Origin of the sequence: Cedecea davisae DSM 4568 (genome assembly GCF_000412335.2) — a bacterium.
Lineage (GTDB): Bacteria > Pseudomonadota > Gammaproteobacteria > Enterobacterales > Enterobacteriaceae > Cedecea > Cedecea davisae.
On sequence record NZ_KE161030.1, the window covers coordinates 2,252,416 to 2,266,597 of the forward strand.

At 51.5% G+C, this 14,182-nt stretch carries 17 protein-coding genes; 5 read left to right on the forward strand and 12 right to left on the reverse strand.

Translation table 11 applies throughout. The features are described 5' to 3' along the window. Position 1 precedes the first annotated feature (1 nt). The 3 genes from HMPREF0201_RS10325 to HMPREF0201_RS10335 are packed head-to-tail and all read right to left on the reverse strand — an operon-like array spanning position 2 to position 1,719. On the reverse strand, positions 2 to 673 hold the full coding sequence (locus tag HMPREF0201_RS10325; protein WP_016536565.1) for a DUF799 domain-containing protein: 672 nt from the start codon (positions 671 to 673) through the stop codon (positions 2 to 4). Then, positions 670 to 1,029: a DUF4810 domain-containing protein gene (locus HMPREF0201_RS10330; RefSeq protein ID WP_016536566.1), complete on the reverse strand. Its 360-nt coding sequence runs from the start codon at positions 1,027 to 1,029 to the stop codon at positions 670 to 672. The genes HMPREF0201_RS10325 and HMPREF0201_RS10330 overlap by 4 nt, the downstream gene beginning before the upstream one ends. 12 nt (positions 1,030 to 1,041) lie before the next feature. Further along, positions 1,042 to 1,719, reverse strand: coding sequence for a CsgG/HfaB family protein (locus HMPREF0201_RS10335; protein ID WP_016536567.1), 678 nt, complete (start codon positions 1,717 to 1,719; stop codon positions 1,042 to 1,044). Positions 1,720 to 1,961: 242 nt separating this feature from the next. Between HMPREF0201_RS10335 and HMPREF0201_RS10340 the strand changes: the two genes are divergently transcribed. Then, a complete protein-coding gene (locus HMPREF0201_RS10340) occupies positions 1,962 to 2,321 on the forward strand; it encodes an RcnB family protein (RefSeq protein ID WP_016536569.1) in 360 nt (119 codons plus the stop codon). Positions 2,322 to 2,366: 45 nt separating this feature from the next. Here the strand turns inward: HMPREF0201_RS10340 and HMPREF0201_RS10345 are convergent, their stop codons facing one another. From HMPREF0201_RS10345 to HMPREF0201_RS10360, 4 genes are all read right to left on the reverse strand, one after another. Beyond that, positions 2,367 to 2,624 carry a MafI family immunity protein gene (locus HMPREF0201_RS10345; RefSeq protein ID WP_016536570.1) on the reverse strand — a complete coding sequence of 86 codons (258 nt, stop codon included), beginning with the start codon at positions 2,622 to 2,624 and terminating at the stop codon, positions 2,367 to 2,369. A 148-nt stretch (positions 2,625 to 2,772) separates the two neighbouring features. After that, positions 2,773 to 3,675 (reverse strand): alpha/beta hydrolase, encoded by a 903-nt coding sequence (locus HMPREF0201_RS10350; RefSeq protein WP_016536571.1) that lies wholly within the window; start codon positions 3,673 to 3,675, stop codon positions 2,773 to 2,775. A gap of 116 nt (positions 3,676 to 3,791) precedes the next feature. Continuing rightward, positions 3,792 to 4,253 (reverse strand): hypothetical protein, encoded by a 462-nt coding sequence (locus tag HMPREF0201_RS10355; RefSeq protein ID WP_016536572.1) that lies wholly within the window; start codon positions 4,251 to 4,253, stop codon positions 3,792 to 3,794. Between the two features lie 7 nt (positions 4,254 to 4,260). Next, entirely contained in the window at positions 4,261 to 7,689 is a 3,429-nt protein-coding gene (locus HMPREF0201_RS10360; protein ID WP_016536573.1) for a DEAD/DEAH box helicase, read from the reverse strand. 244 nt (positions 7,690 to 7,933) lie between these two features. Here HMPREF0201_RS10360 and ydfZ point away from each other — a divergent pair, with 244 nt between their 5' ends. Then, complete coding sequence (ydfZ, locus tag HMPREF0201_RS10365) at positions 7,934 to 8,137, forward strand: putative selenium delivery protein YdfZ (protein WP_039899317.1); 204 nt, start codon at positions 7,934 to 7,936, stop codon at positions 8,135 to 8,137. Between the two features lie 37 nt (positions 8,138 to 8,174). On the opposite strand, the gene HMPREF0201_RS10370 is transcribed toward ydfZ, so the two are convergent. Next, a complete protein-coding gene (locus HMPREF0201_RS10370) occupies positions 8,175 to 8,465 on the reverse strand; it encodes a hypothetical protein (protein ID WP_016536575.1) in 291 nt (96 codons plus the stop codon). A gap of 64 nt (positions 8,466 to 8,529) precedes the next feature. Between HMPREF0201_RS10370 and tam the strand changes: the two genes are divergently transcribed. Beyond that, the gene (gene tam / locus HMPREF0201_RS10375) at positions 8,530 to 9,288 is read left to right on the forward strand and encodes a trans-aconitate 2-methyltransferase (RefSeq protein WP_016536576.1); all 759 of its coding nucleotides are present in this window, start codon (positions 8,530 to 8,532) and stop codon (positions 9,286 to 9,288) included. On the opposite strand, the gene HMPREF0201_RS10380 is transcribed toward tam, so the two are convergent. The 3 genes from HMPREF0201_RS10380 to HMPREF0201_RS10390 all read right to left on the reverse strand — a co-directional run bounded on the left by HMPREF0201_RS10380 (position 9,285) and on the right by HMPREF0201_RS10390 (position 12,186). Next, on the reverse strand, positions 9,285 to 10,214 hold the full coding sequence (locus tag HMPREF0201_RS10380) for an AraC family transcriptional regulator (RefSeq protein ID WP_016536577.1): 930 nt from the start codon (positions 10,212 to 10,214) through the stop codon (positions 9,285 to 9,287). The two genes, tam and HMPREF0201_RS10380, sit on opposite strands and share 4 nt — an antisense overlap. A 1-nt stretch (position 10,215) precedes the next feature. Further along, a complete protein-coding gene (locus tag HMPREF0201_RS10385) occupies positions 10,216 to 11,634 on the reverse strand; it encodes an aldehyde dehydrogenase family protein (protein WP_016536578.1) in 1,419 nt (472 codons plus the stop codon). A gap of 117 nt (positions 11,635 to 11,751) precedes the next feature. After that, a complete protein-coding gene (locus HMPREF0201_RS10390) occupies positions 11,752 to 12,186 on the reverse strand; it encodes a multidrug/biocide efflux PACE transporter (RefSeq protein ID WP_016536579.1) in 435 nt (144 codons plus the stop codon). Between the two features lie 88 nt (positions 12,187 to 12,274). On the opposite strand from HMPREF0201_RS10390, the gene HMPREF0201_RS10395 reads away from it, so the two are divergent. Both HMPREF0201_RS10395 and HMPREF0201_RS10400 read left to right on the forward strand, forming a co-directional pair. Continuing rightward, positions 12,275 to 13,138, forward strand: a complete 864-nt coding sequence (locus HMPREF0201_RS10395) for a LysR family transcriptional regulator (RefSeq protein WP_016536580.1) — start codon at positions 12,275 to 12,277, stop codon at positions 13,136 to 13,138. Between the two features lie 82 nt (positions 13,139 to 13,220). Continuing rightward, positions 13,221 to 13,844: a LysE family translocator gene (locus HMPREF0201_RS10400; RefSeq protein WP_016536581.1), complete on the forward strand. Its 624-nt coding sequence runs from the start codon at positions 13,221 to 13,223 to the stop codon at positions 13,842 to 13,844. Between the two features lie 47 nt (positions 13,845 to 13,891). Here HMPREF0201_RS10400 and HMPREF0201_RS10405 read toward each other — a convergent pair whose 3' ends face one another. After that, positions 13,892 to 14,080 (reverse strand): YdiH family protein, encoded by a 189-nt coding sequence (locus HMPREF0201_RS10405; protein WP_016536582.1) that lies wholly within the window; start codon positions 14,078 to 14,080, stop codon positions 13,892 to 13,894. Between the last annotated feature and the right edge of the window lie 102 nt (positions 14,081 to 14,182).

Genomic DNA, 14,182 nt, shown 5'->3' on the forward strand with positions numbered 1-14,182 from the left:
ATTACAGCGCTGTTTTACCATATTCAGGTGAGCGAGGCCCGTACAGCAGGCCGTTGCCCCCACCCGCTGACAGCAAACGCGCGCTGGTCACGCCCGCAACATCATGCGATTTATCGGTAGCCGTATTGGCAATCTGCGTCACAGCTGCGGTGATTAAGATACCTAACAGGCTGTTATTGCCGCTGTTATTGTTACCTTCGTCGGACGACGCGGTAGCGCTCTTTTTCCACAGCTCTTTACCGGAACGTAAATCAACCAGGCGAGCGTCAGCCGTTACGCGAGTGCTGCTATTAATAACCTGGTATGAAGTCCCATAGTCCGTCACGTTAAGATATAAAACCGCATCTGCGCCAAAAATATCGTGCAGCTTCTTAACAGGGATAGCGTTAATGTCATTCGCATTGCTCACCCCATTTTGCTTAAAGGTTTCTTCAACCACCGCGACCGGGAAAACGTAATAGCCAGACTCTGCCAGTGGCATTGTCACTTCACTCAGGAAGCTATGCCCGGCATTGATCTCCGGGGAGGCATTTTTCGGCGTCAACACCAGGATGCTGCGCGGTTTGCTCTGTTTAAAAGCTGAATAGTCCGTTTTAGGCGCGTTAGAATTCTGGGCACAACCGCTTAAGACCAGAGCAGAGGCTATGGCAAATAGAGCTAATAATGATTTCATTTCAGGGCACTCTTATTTTTGCTGGTGAGAAAATCGATATAAGTAGCAGATTCAGGGAATGCCCTTTTCTCACTATTAAATTCAGTCATCGCCAGATCCATTTTCCCCGTATTGCTATAAAGCATGCCAAGGTGAGCATGTACGCCAGGAGGAACAGGTTTTGAGCTGGCTTTCGCTTTTTCAATCAGCTGCTGCAGAGCAGCAATTTGCTCCTGCGGGTTCGCATCCTGCGAGTAATATTTGTATACCGTGTCCTGATAATTATCCCATTTATAGATTTGAGTGGGTGCCTTAGCGGCGCAACCTGCCAATAATAATGCAAAAGTAACAAGTGTAACTTTATATAAACCAGTCATTATAAATTCCGTTTAGTTTGTTTTTGCCGGGTTCCAGGCGCCGGAATCGATACCAGCAACAAGATTGTTCACCGCTTCACGAATAGCCAGATCCAGCACTTTGCCGTTTAGCGTGGAGTCATAGCTGGCGGTGCCGCCGAAGCCAATAATTTCGCGGCTGGAAAGCGCGTACTCGCCGGCCCCCTGAGACGAAAAGACCACTTCAGAAGTTTTTACATTAACGACATTGAGAGCAACTTTGGCATAGGCTATTTGCGATTTACCGCGCCCCAGAATACCGAACAGTGCGCGATCACCGGTTTCTTTACGGCCAAATTCCGTGACGTCACCGGTAATAACATAGGTGGCGCCCTTCAGCTGCTGGCTTTTGCCATTAATATCGGCTTCTGCTTTAATTTCCTGCATATTTGCGCGGTCGAGAACGTTGAAACGCCCGGTTTGCTGCAAATCGGTCTGCAAAATAGTCTTAGACTGGTTACCTAATCTGTCTACACCATCCGAAAAAATACCGTTCATGTAATCAGAGCGGTTGTCGAATTTACCAATGGAGATTGGACTGCGAGGGCCCTGCCACGGCGTGTTGTAGCTAGCTACTTTAGCCACTTCGAGCGTACGGGAACTTTCCTGTGCACAGCCGCTGAGCACCAGCGTAGCAACGCACAACGCGCCGAAAGATATTTTTTTATACATTACGTCTTCATTTCCTTGTCAAATGAACGATAAGCCTCTGCAAATCGTGAATAACCCCGAGGATATCGGCAGCGCGACATTCTTCTTTACGGCAATCGCCCCTCCTAAATTTGGTAGATATCGGCACCTTACGGAGGATTTGCTAACAAAAAAATACAGTGCGTAATGAGCAAATCAGGAAAATTCGTTGTCTTCGTTAAACGATTAAACAAAAGCGGACTGGATTTCACTCTGGAGAATTTATGCGCAAGTCGACGAAAGTGGCAGTATTGACAGCGGTATGGCTGGCGGGCGCGTTGCCCTCTTTGGCCTTTGCCTACTCGGGGGATAAACAGCTTAAAGCAACGGCGCCGGGCACGTCCGCGCAATCCTACGAACTTAAAGAATTCTCCTCAGATTTCAAAATGTATAAGATTGGCGATATCGCACCGGAAATCTACCGTAGCGAGCCTTACAACATCAAAAGCTGGCAGCTGCGCCACCTTCCCGCTCCGCAGGCTGGAAGCCACTGGACCTATATGGGCGGCAATTACGTGTTGATTACCGATGCCGAAGGGAAAATACTTCAGGCAATGGCCGGGGATATATTCTACCAGCACTAAGGATTACCCAACCCTAAGGCCGGATATCCTCAGTGTGACCATGGTTTATTTCAATAAATTTCGCAGGGGATCGATATCAGAATATTGATTGTCGATCTCCAGTTGCCCGGCAATATCCAATACCTGTCTGTATTCCTCCGGGCTAATGCGCACCTGATAATTTGCGATATGTCCGCATAGCGTTTCAAACGCCAGTACGTTTTCAGAAAAGTCGATATATTCCAGCGCAAAGTCGATAAGCGACGAATCGAGCCGGTTTTTAAGAGCCTCACCAAAGGTTTTAATTTTTTCGTTGATATCCATGTTGACCACGTAAAGTTAATTGTTATTTGCGTGCCATCATTGCGTAAGAGGATCGGCATCCTGCCGAAATACATCCTTTGGGATATCGGATTACGAGGGGATTTCTTGAGGGGAATTATCAGCTGTATTTTTAAATAACGATCGTTCTCTAACTTTCAGCCAGCCATTTGGCATAATGCTGCGGCCATTTAACAGTTGGCGTTCCGGGCTTACCCATTCCGAACCCGTGACCACCGCTGCTGTAGCGGTGCATTTCTACCGGCACATGCCGCTGCTCGCAGGCTGCCGCCATGATTAGCGTGTTCTGAGGATTGGACACCGGGTCGTCCTCCGCCTGAACCAGGAAGAACGGCGGAGAATGCGGCGTAACATAGTTTTGCACCGACCATTCAGCGTTCTGCGCCGCTGGTGCATCTTTGCCCACCAGAATTTTATGGGTTGAGGTATGGCTATAGGGCTCTTCCAGGGTAATTATCGGGTAAATCAGCGCCGCGCGGTCTGCAAACGCCGCCGTGTCGTCCAGCTTGTCCTGGCGAAGATACGAACGATAGTCCTGCCGCGTAGCGGCCAGGCCAAGCAAATGGCCACCGGCTGAAAACCCCAGCACGCTGACGTGTTTTTCGCGCTGGCGAATCACTCTTAATGCCCGCTGGGCATCCTGGAGCGCCACAAGATTGCCATCGGCCCAGCCTTCCCCCGGCAGCCGGTAGCTGAGTACATAGGCGGTATACCCTCGCTCCGCCAACCATTCGGCGGCGGGCCAGGCTTCTGAGCCCATTTCAATCCGCTTATAGCCTCCACCGGCAGCGACCAGCACCGCATGGCCGTTTGATGAAGCGGGTTCAATAACGGTAAGGACAGGGATCGCAACATTGCTTTGTGCGCCGCGCGCGGAGGTTTGAATACTCCCCGAAGGCCCACCTCCGCCGGGAGGCGAGCCGTTCCACAGCGGAATAACCGAGCGTTTAATGCCTGATGAAGCAAAGGATACGCCAGCCTTTGCGGCTAACAGACTGGCGGTAATACAGGTAATAAAATGACGACGATCCATATTAAGCTCCTGGCAACACAGGCTTTGTAATATGCCAAAACAGTGTTGCTAAACTAGCAGGATAAACGTTAATAAGGTAACCAGCCGTTTCATCAGAATTTATCTGACTACTGTTATCAGGCGCCGCGTCTCCCGAGAATACCGCGCGGCATTTCAGCAATGATGTCGCTTTTGATTTTTTCCATCTGCGACTCAGTTTGAGCCGCCCTGTTCTCATGGGCTTCACGTAGAGTGGTACGTGTTTCCTTCAACTCATCGCGCAGCCTTTCGCTAATGCGGGTTTCCATTTGCTCCATAATTCTGCTTAGCCGTTGCTCAATAACTTCATCAACAATGGCCGGTAGCCGGGATAGGCTGTTTTCGATCTCTTCCTGCTGCTTTTGTATTTCAGCGCTCTTTTCCGTTAATGCAGCAATTGTGATATTTGCCTGTTCAAATGTGCTGCCGGCGTTTTTCTGTGCATCATGAACATCCGTCAGTAAATTTCTAAGCTCTTCTACTTTGCTTATCACTTCGCCAAGCTTTTCACTGGATGCTTTCACTTTGGCAATGGCATCAAAACCTTCTTCAAAAGACATTATTTCCTCAGATTATTTGAGCTAATTCGTCAGCAACTTCCCGGAAAAGAGCGGATTTGATGGCCGCCGCCGGGAGGTCTTTATGTATAGATAAAAGCTGGTGTCGTGTTGGCTTAGCCTCGAGCAGCCAATGGGCGATAGCTTCCCGGGCGTAGGCGTTACTTCCCGCAACTTTGACCAGGAGCGTATGCCCGTCCTCTTCCCAAAAGCGAAGAACACCTTCGGGGACAGCTTGTTGAAAACGCATACGTGTTTCAGTGTCTGATGCCGTTTCATTTAATAATTGCAGGCAGGCAGCAGCAAGATTCAGACCGGGGCTTTCCTGAGTGCCCTCAAGTAAACGAGCCAACTGGGCGGATAATTTTCTCAGGATAGAAGCATCGAGGAGCTCCTCGCTATCTTTTGATGTAATTAATGCACAAAGCGCCTCCGCTGACTCGGCCAGCGTCATGTCTCGCAATGAGGCCAGCTGGAACGCATTATTGTCCACTTTAAAAAACGATTCGAGCGTGTCGCGAAAGGCAACGGCCTGCTCGGGCGTGTATTTCAAACAAGCATTGTACAAGTTCCAGGTAGATTGCAGCCTGCTGCCAAGCTGAGTCCTGCGCACCCAATCCAGCAGCAATGAATAAAGCCCTGGCCAGTTTTCTGTTTCTTTGGCCAGGACATTCAATTTGTCTATCACCACTGACTCGGCCGCTCTACCGTCAATGGACTGGATACGAGCTTTAACCGTGCCGCAAGCTTGAGAGAAGCTGGTTTTTAACCGTCGAACCTCTACCGCCTGCACCGAAAGCTCCTCACCTTGTCCTCTCCCCCAGTCAATGACGGTCCAGGGTTCAATTAATCCCATTTGATAGAGGCGGAAAAGCGTCAACTGGAAACGCAAACCGTTGTGCAAATCTCCACATACGCTCTTTATATGTATTGTTAAGCTGTCTTTCTCTGAATCGCGGATAATCCCATGGAGGCGGGTAACCAGATCCTGTTCATCCGCCAGAGAAATTAATCCCTGCCTGAGAAACCAAAGCTGTGAACGGAAATCACCTCTGGAAGCCTGGCCTCTTGAGGATATTTCGTTTTCCACCGCTTCAGGTGTCAGGTTTGCTTGCAGCTTGAGCCAGATTTGTTCCGCCTCATCGGTTTCTGCGCGGAATAACATATGGCAGTGCGACGGACGGCGATCTCTCCCGGCGCGGCCAGCCTCCTGGTAAAATGCCTCCATTGAGCCAGGCATTCCGACATGCAGCGTATGCCGAACATTAGACTTGTTGACGCCCATCCCAAAAGCCTTGGTGGTGATAATGATATCAAGCAGACCCTTCTTCCAGCATGACTGAACCACCTGCTTATATTGCTCATAATCATTTGACGCCGTCAGAGGTTTATTTTGCAATATCCGCCACGCATTTTCAGGGTTAAAGCTCTTAGGCATAGAGCCGGAAAAGAACCCTATTTTTAAATCACCCCGCTTCTTTGCAAGGCTTTGCGATAATAATTCGACACCATTTTTTCCACTGGCGTACCTCGAAAATATATGCACAGCTGGCGGTGGCTCATCACTATTTACTGGCGCTATTTTCTCAATCTTTTTAATCACTTCGCTGGACGAGTTATCTCCTTTATAGATAGAGAAATTTAACTCAGTGCGGCTTCGGTGCATTTCGTAGGCAATGAACTCATCCGGAATCTGGAATTCGGTTTGAATATCCTTCAACACATTCACGCTTGCCGTTGCCGTAAGCCCGAGAACGGGAATATCACCGGCAATTTTGCGGAGTGTACCCGGCAGGGTGAGATAGGAAGGCCGAAAATCGTGCCCCCACTCACTCATACAATGGACTTCATCAATCACAAACATTCTCAGTAAATGGGCCTGGCGTAGCCGGAGAACGATACGGCGGAACCCTTCTGTTTGAAAACGCTCTGGAGAAACAAATACAAAGCGCATATCGCCGCTTAAGATTCGTTCTTGATAAATTTTATCTCTCAACGCTGCGGGCATGTCGCTGTCAATATTGACGACTCGGCCAGAGAAGCCAGCATTTTCTAGTTCTGCACAGTGATCCCGGCCGAGAGCTTTGATCGGGACCACTACAATGGTGACCCCCTGGCTCAATAACGCAGGAATCTGAAAGCAAAGGGATTTCCCACCTCCTGTCGGCATCAGCCCCAGCGACTTTTGTCCTGATAGCGCATTTAAGATAAGCGTTTCCTGCCCGGGGCGAAAACTGCCATGCCCAAAGATTCGATAATTTAATTCATTCAGGCATTCACCAGAATATAAACCAACAAACCTTTGATCTGGATTTTTCGCGCTTAGATAAGATTTTCCTGAGCACCGCAGCCTGATTAGCTTAGCCGGAGATTGCGTCCCTATAGAGAATGAGTGAGTTTGCACCGGGCTGGTATATATCGTTATACCGGCGGCATTTCCCGCATTATCATCCGGGCGGCTGAAAAGTCGCATATCAAAAAGCAACTCATCATCATCAAAAATAAGGTCGGGAGGAGTAAACACCTGGTTGCGTATTTTTGAAAACAGTGAAAACCAACCAAATAACTCTTCGAACGCCCGACCAATCCATTTGCGCTCTGGATCGGAAATGAAGTCTTGTTTGATATTCACTCGCCAACTGGATGACAGCAAATCTAATTTGCCGCAGGAAATGGCCAGCATTATTGCAATTTGTAGTCTTAGAATGGCGGTTAATTCATACCGCACCGAGGGTTGCTGCTGCTCTCCGTCTGAGAGCATCTTTTTATATCCAGCAAGCTGCTTGCTCTTTTCAAAGTGTGCAGTTAATTGGCTGATAAAATCATAAAAATGATTGTTTTTAAGGCGCATATCCTCAGTTTTTAGGCGCAACGTTTTAATACCATGCTGTACCAGAAAGCCGTCTCTTTGCCGGTCCTTGAGTTTCTGGTGAGTTTCTCCATGCTGCCCTCCATCGATTTCAATAACCAGTTCTGCCTGTGGCAAATAGAAGTCTACTCGTTCAGAGTTGGCCCCGGACATGAGCTTGTAAGACGCACCCAGTGCGCTGAAAAGCGGGTACTCGGGAACCATAAGACCGCAGACAAATTCCCACCCTCTCAGGTAGTTGGGGATTATCTCATCAAAAAATTCCAGGGCAGGGTTGTAGCCATCGTCGCCACCGAGAATAGTCTCTCCCCAATAAGGGTGGGTTTGCGTCGATAATAACAGCGAAGTCTGGGCCAGCTGTTCCCACTGGCAGCTCATAAGCTTGAGAAGCTGAGGAGTTGGCCGGGTTGGAGCACCTCGAGTTAAAATAGCAAAACTATTTGCCACATAATCAGGTACGGCTCCGCATTCATCTGTTAAGCCATCCACCTCGAACAGAATATCTCCCTTAAAATATCCTGCACAAACCGAAATTCGTGTATTTTTTGAAGCAGCAAAGAAAGGTTGCATTACAAACAACGCTGTATAAAAAGACGATCGAAGAAAGATATTCAGCCGCCAGACTTATGTCAACTCATGCTCCAAATTAGTTAAAAAAACGACACTTAAATAGTTTACAGGTGTAACTATCAGCACCCAACATTCATCATACAAATGCACCAGTATTGATCTCGATTAATGTTCAGCTGCCACCGGCTTTTTTAAAATAGTGGCCGTCAGATTTTTTCATTCGCAAAGAGGAGCACTGAAAATGATGATGACCTGGGACCGCAATCGCAATGCCATTACCACAGGTAGCCGTGTGCTGATTAACGGCACGGGCAAAACTGGCGTGATTAAGGCTATTCACGGCGAAGGGAAAAGTGCCGAGCAGATTCGCCGCAGCAAGTGCGTGGAAGTAGAAGGCTGTGAAGGACAATATGAGCCAACGGAATTATTCCGTCTTGGGCTTCACTAATGATTAAAATTACCCGGCATTGTGCCGGGTAATAAAACTATTTGCGCAGCGCTCGTACCTGGGAAAAGCCGTGCTCAAACATGCTGTCAGCGGCGCAGATGATGACAATGACGTCTCCGCCTGAGGCTTCGCTCAGTAAACGCTCCAGTTCGGCGTCCAGCTCGCGGTTCATCTTCGGCATCGCGAGGTGCATTTCGCCCGGATAATCTTCGTCCTCATCGGGAGGCATGTCCTCGATGCGGCTGCCTTTCACCACGTAAATCAGCAACTCGTTGCCATTATGGTTAAGTTGTAGTCTTAAATATTTGCCTACCGGATGTTTAGCCATGCGTTACCTTCAATAGCGTATAAAATAGTTGTCGGCATGTTAGCAAAGCAACGAGGATAAAACGATGCAGGACTGGAACCCCGCGCTCTATTTGCAGTTTGAAGCTGAACGTACCCGCCCGGCGGCCGAGCTGGTTGCCCGAATTAACCACCCTGATGCCAAAACGTTTACCGATTTAGGCTGCGGCCCCGGCAACTCCACCGCCCTGCTGCGCAACCTTGCCCCCACGGCCGCGATTATCGGCCTTGATAACTCTCCGGCGATGCTGGCCAAAGCCGCCGCCGCGCTGCCCGACTGCCGTTTTGAAGAGGCTGATATCGCCAGCTGGCAGCCGGAAGTGAAGCAGGATGTGATTTTTGCCAACGCCTCGTTACAGTGGATACCGAATCATAAGCAGGTGTTTCCGCACCTTGCCTCACAGCTTGCCGCAGGAGGCGTGCTGGCGGTACAGATGCCGGATAACTGGCAGGAGCCGACGCATAGCCTGATGCGCCAGGTGGCGGACGAACTGGGCATTTCGCGTTCCAGCCGCGAGGCGCTGCTCGTTGCGCAGGAGTATTACGATTTGCTGGCGGGATCCGGCTGCCTGGTTGATATCTGGCGCACCACCTACTTCCACGTCATGCCCTCTGCCCGCGCGATCATCGAATGGCTCAGCTCCACCGGCCTGCGCCCTTATCTGAACGGGCTGGACAGTAATCAGCAGGAGGCGTTTCTTGAACGCTATCATCAGTTGCTCCAGCGAGCCTACCGCAAGCAACATGACGGCAACGTGCTGATGCCTTTCCCACGTTTGTTTATCGTGGCGCGTAAACCAGCCTAAAGCGAGGTGCCCTGCTGGCGCAGGGCATCGATATCCTGAAGAGGAGATGCTCCGAACGCGCGGCGGTATTCCCGGCTAAACTGCGAGGGCGAGTCATAGCCCACCTTCCAGGCAACGCTTGCCACATCGCCTTCGCTGCTCAGCAAGCGACGGCGCGCTTCCAGCAGCCTTATCTGTTTTTGATATTGCAGCGGGCTCATGATGGTCAGCGCTTTAAAGCGATGATGCAGGCCAGAGGTGCTCATGCCCACGCGCTTCGCCAGCTCATCAATTATTAGCGGTTCGGCATAATTTTGTTTTATCCAGGCGATAGCTTCCCCTACGCCTTTACCCTGCGCCCAGCCCAGGGCCTGTTTCCAGAAAGCGGCTCCCACCGGGGCAACGACCAATCGGTAAAGGATTTCCTGCTTGATAAGCGGGGCAAGGGCGTAAAGGTGTTCCGGGCTGTCCAGCAGCTGAACCAGCCGCAAAAAAGCCGCCTGAAGCTCTTCTTCCGCGTCGGCAACCCAGGCACCGGTTTTCTCCCCGCTGCCGTCCGGGAGCGTAACTTTCATGTTCACTACCAGGTCGGCTATCTCTTTGCCGTCAAGATCGATGCGCACGCCGTAATAAGGTTTCTGAGCGGTGGCCTCGGTTACCTGGCCGGAAACCGGCATATCCACCGCCGCCAGCGAGTAGCTTCCCGGCCCGTATTCGCTGACGCGTTCGCCAATCAGCATTTTTTTGCTGCCCTGAAGCACCATGCACATGGAAGGCGAAAGCATGCCGCGGTTAAGCAGCGTCGGGCCGTCCAGGCGAATAAAACTCAGCCACGGCAAGGCGCTACCCAATTCTTTCAGGCCTGAGTCTTGTGGCGAAAAACGCCCGGCAACCAACCTGCATAATTCACTGATAATGCGGCCCGCAGGCCGCTCCTCTTGTTGCATCTCACCGCCCCATAATGGCTTTTGGTTCAAGATACGCTTCCAGCCCGTAGACGCCAAACTCCCGCCCCAGACCCGACTGTTTGAAGCCGCCAAACGGTGCGAGCGGCTCGTCGTAAACGCCGTTAATAAACACGCGCCCGGCAATCAGCTGGCTGGCAATAGACGCCGTACGTTGAGCATCGTTCCCGCTGACATAAGCCTGTAGGCCATAAACCGTGTCGTTGGCAATTTGTACCGCTTCGGCATCGTCTCTGTAGGTTATAACAGACAATACCGGCCCGAAGATCTCCTGCCGGGCGATAGTCATATCATTGCGCACGTTGACGAATACCGTCGGCTTAACAAAATAGCCGCTGGTTAAGCCCGCTGGACGACCTTCCCCGCCGCACAGCAGCTCCGCACCTTCTTCGATGCCGGTACGAATGTAATTCTGCACGCGCTGATACTGGCGGGCGGTAACGGCGGTCCCGATAGTAGTCTGCGGGTCGCGCGGGTCACCCACCACCAGCGTATTCAGGTGTTTCAGTATCTGCTCTTTAACTTCTTCCAGACGGTTTTCATGCACCAGCAGCCGCGTTCCGGCAATACAGGCCTGGCCGCTGTTCCACGACATAACCTGCAAGGCCAGAGGAATTGCCCGCTCAAGATCCACATCGTCGAGCAGCACATTGGCCGATTTTCCACCCAATTCAAGCGTTACGCGCTTCATGGTCGCCGCGCCGTCACGGGCAATAGTTTTGCCCACGTCGGTTGAGCCGGTAAAGGAGATTTTGGCAACGTCCGGGTGGCGCGTTATCTCGGCTCCGACCACATTGCCGAGGCCGGTGACAATATTAATCACGCCGTCAGGAAGGCCAGACTCATGCAGACATTCGGTAATCAAGGCCGTTTGCTGCGCGCTTAGCTCGCTGGGTTTAATAACGGCCGTGCTGCCGGAGGCGATAACCATGGACAGCTTATTGGCAATAAAACCGTAATTAGCATTCCATGGCGTAATCAGGCCGACAACGCCAAGCGGCTCCATAACTACTGTAGCCGTACCAACCTGGGTTTCGAATGGATAGTTTTTCAGCAATTCGCTGGCCTGAAGAAAGCCGGTATATGAGCGGATGACGGTGCTTTGGGCAAAGCCGGTCGGGCAACCGTACTCTTCTACCATAGTTTCTATAAGCTCGGACTCACGCGCTTTTAGTGCATCATGCAGCCTTTGCAGCCAAATCATCCGCTGTTCGCGGCTTGAAAGGCGCATCTGGGGAAAAGCTGCTTTTGCGGCGGCGATGGCAAGGCGGGTATCTTCTTCATCCGCCAGGCGAACGTGGGCGACGGGCTGCTCGCTGACCGGGTGAAGCAAAGTCAGCACCTCGGTGCCGTGCGGCGTAAGGTGCTGACCGTTGATATAAATAGTATTGAGGGTTTTCATGGGTTGCGCTCCAGGGGTTGTGTCTACCGTTTAAGTCTCGGTGACTCAGGCCATTTTCCTGTAGCGCAATCCTGTTGGATGATTGCACAATCCTGCAAAAGCGGATTAAATTTTCAACTACCTGTTCTCTGCGGTCTGGAAACGACGCGCCCGTACCCAGTCGTAACACCAGTTATAAAGCACGGTATACGGCAGGAAGAACAAGAAGAAGCCGATTTCAACCATCAGCGCCTGCAGCAGAGTGACGTTAAGCATCCACGCCGCCAGCGGCAGACCGATCAGAATAAAGCCCCCTTCAAAGCCCAGCGCGTGGGCGATGCGCAGAGGCATGCCGCGTTTGCGGGACGGCGGGAAGAATTTATCAAACCCGGTGTTATAAATAATGTTCCAGACCATGGCGACGGTGGACAGCATGATCGCCAGCGCTCCCATCTGGAACAGCGGCTTATTCATCAGCCATGCGGCCGTGGGTGCACAAATACCAATGGCGATAACTTCAAAACCGACGGCGTGCACGATACGTTCGGCGAAGGTTCTGTTTTGCGATTTCATTTTTATGACTCCTGTTTCACAAGGTCGCCATTATCATCGCAATTACTGATATGATTAAGCTAACAGCCATCGATAAAAGCGATAGTTCATGCGTTACTCACCGGAATCTCTGGAAGCCTTCTTACAGGCCGTTGAAACGGGCTCTTTTTCCGCCGCCGCGCGCAAGCTGAAAAAGAGCCAGTCCACCATCAGCAGCGCGATTGCCAATCTTGAGGCGGATTTGGGCGTGACGCTGTTTGACCGCCACGCCCGCCAGCCAACGATTACCGCCCACGGTCAGCGGATTCTGCCCTACGTACAGGCCATATTTGCCGCCAGCGAGCGGCTTGATGAGGTCTCGGTAAGGTTGGCGGATAACGTCGAACCGCGCCTGAGCTTTGTGCTCTCCGACATGTGGCAAACCGCCCATCATGAGTCGATTCTTCAGCAGTTTTCCGCGCTCTACCCGGATATAGAGTTCGAGTGCATGATTGCCGAAGATGAAGACGTTATCGACCTGCTGCAATCCGGCCGCGCCCACGTAGGCGTTTTGCGTGTGCAGAAAAATTATCCGCCGGATATCACCGTCGCACGCCTGCAGGTTGGCGCCGAGATGACCATTTTTATCCATCGTGATCACCCTCTGGCCGCCCGTAAAGAGGTGCGAATGGACGAGTTACATACCGTACGGCAGCTGGTGCTGAAAACTTTTGTTCGCCCGGGTAATGTGGCCGAGCGCGGGCCCGTTTGGTCTTCACCTTCTCTGCTGTTGCTGCTGGAGATGGCGGAACAGGGATTTGGCTGGGGAATATTGCCGAGCTGGCTGGTGAAACAGTTTGGCCACGGCGTGCTGAAGGCGCTGCCGGTGGAAGGCTGGCCTCAAATGCTGGAAGTTGACGTTGCATGGTCGAATAAAACACCGCCGGGCCCTGCCGGGCGATGGATGATAGACAGGTTACGGGAGCGGCAGTAATAAATGCGCACACAGTTTCGGTTGTCAGCCTTTGTATTTTCAGGTTAAAAGTTTTGTTTCCCCACTCACAGAAAGGCCGCAGATGAGCGCTATTACCACTCTTTTCGCAATTACCGCCACCGTTACGTTGGGGGCGATGAGCCCCGGCCCCAGCTTTGTTTATGTGGCGCAGAATGCCGTTGCTCGTTCACGGGCGCACGGCCTGGTGACGGCTTTAGGCACCGGCGTTGGTGCTGCGGCGTTCTCGCTGATGGCGCTTCTGGGTTTACAGGCTTTTCTTCTGGCGGTTCCGGTGGCGTATACCGGAATAAAAATTGCGGGGGGCATTTATCTGCTGTGGCTGGCTTATAAAATCATTCGCCATTCACGCGAGCCGCTACACGTAGGCAATGTCGGCAAAAGTGAGAAGAGCATGTTTTCGACCTTTCGCGACGGGCTTTTCACCCAGCTTAGTAACCCGAAAACGGCGGTAGTTTTTGCCAGTATTTTCACCGCGTTGCTGCCGCGAGAGATCCCGACCTTCTATTATGTGGTGCTACCGTTGCTCTGTTTTGTGATTGACGCAGGCTGGTACTCGATTGTTACGCTGGTGCTCTCATCTGAAAGGCCACGCAACGCGTATCTGCGCTTTAAGACAGTTATCGACAGGCTGGCGGGCGGCGTGATGGGGATTCTGGGGCTGAAGCTGATTTTCTTTTCACGCTGAGCATTAAAACAGAAAGCCACCGCAGACGGTGGCTCATTCGAGAGGAATCAATGAATCCCCAACCGGTGCGCATGGGAGATTTCTTCGCGCAGCTCAAGGTGGGTTAAGCCCAGTAGATCGGCAAACTCCAGTTTTAGCTGCTGCAGGCGGATCAGGAATTGTGCGGGGGTCAACTGCTCCTGCTCACGGCGAAGAAATTCAAACGCTAAGGTGGTTGGGGTTATCTCGGTGTCCATGTTAATCCTCTGTTTGGTTGTGAAATCAGGACGATTGTATCACAAACGAGCTGTGCAAAAAACGGTCAAAACGGCGTTTTCTGGCGCTTTTAACTCTTACCT

What these genes read in the sequence shown, in the direction of transcription:
- HMPREF0201_RS10325 (WP_016536565.1), bottom strand. Translation starts at nt 673, where the DNA reads ATGAAATCATTATTAGCTCTATTTGCCATAGCCTCTGCTCTGGTCTTA.
- HMPREF0201_RS10330 (WP_016536566.1), bottom strand. Translation starts at nt 1,029, where the DNA reads ATGACTGGTTTATATAAAGTTACACTTGTTACTTTTGCATTATTATTG.
- HMPREF0201_RS10335 (WP_016536567.1), bottom strand. Translation starts at nt 1,719, where the DNA reads ATGTATAAAAAAATATCTTTCGGCGCGTTGTGCGTTGCTACGCTGGTG.
- HMPREF0201_RS10340 (WP_016536569.1), top strand. Translation starts at nt 1,962, where the DNA reads ATGCGCAAGTCGACGAAAGTGGCAGTATTGACAGCGGTATGGCTGGCG.
- HMPREF0201_RS10345 (WP_016536570.1), bottom strand. Translation starts at nt 2,624, where the DNA reads ATGGATATCAACGAAAAAATTAAAACCTTTGGTGAGGCTCTTAAAAAC.
- HMPREF0201_RS10350 (WP_016536571.1), bottom strand. Translation starts at nt 3,675, where the DNA reads ATGGATCGTCGTCATTTTATTACCTGTATTACCGCCAGTCTGTTAGCC.
- HMPREF0201_RS10355 (WP_016536572.1), bottom strand. Translation starts at nt 4,253, where the DNA reads ATGTCTTTTGAAGAAGGTTTTGATGCCATTGCCAAAGTGAAAGCATCC.
- HMPREF0201_RS10360 (WP_016536573.1), bottom strand. Translation starts at nt 7,689, where the DNA reads ATGCAACCTTTCTTTGCTGCTTCAAAAAATACACGAATTTCGGTTTGT.
- ydfZ (WP_039899317.1), top strand. Translation starts at nt 7,934, where the DNA reads ATGATGACCTGGGACCGCAATCGCAATGCCATTACCACAGGTAGCCGT.
- HMPREF0201_RS10370 (WP_016536575.1), bottom strand. Translation starts at nt 8,465, where the DNA reads ATGGCTAAACATCCGGTAGGCAAATATTTAAGACTACAACTTAACCAT.
- tam (WP_016536576.1), top strand. Translation starts at nt 8,530, where the DNA reads ATGCAGGACTGGAACCCCGCGCTCTATTTGCAGTTTGAAGCTGAACGT.
- HMPREF0201_RS10380 (WP_016536577.1), bottom strand. Translation starts at nt 10,214, where the DNA reads ATGCAACAAGAGGAGCGGCCTGCGGGCCGCATTATCAGTGAATTATGC.
- HMPREF0201_RS10385 (WP_016536578.1), bottom strand. Translation starts at nt 11,634, where the DNA reads ATGAAAACCCTCAATACTATTTATATCAACGGTCAGCACCTTACGCCG.
- HMPREF0201_RS10390 (WP_016536579.1), bottom strand. Translation starts at nt 12,186, where the DNA reads ATGAAATCGCAAAACAGAACCTTCGCCGAACGTATCGTGCACGCCGTC.
- HMPREF0201_RS10395 (WP_016536580.1), top strand. Translation starts at nt 12,275, where the DNA reads ATGCGTTACTCACCGGAATCTCTGGAAGCCTTCTTACAGGCCGTTGAA.
- HMPREF0201_RS10400 (WP_016536581.1), top strand. Translation starts at nt 13,221, where the DNA reads ATGAGCGCTATTACCACTCTTTTCGCAATTACCGCCACCGTTACGTTG.
- HMPREF0201_RS10405 (WP_016536582.1), bottom strand. Translation starts at nt 14,080, where the DNA reads ATGGACACCGAGATAACCCCAACCACCTTAGCGTTTGAATTTCTTCGC.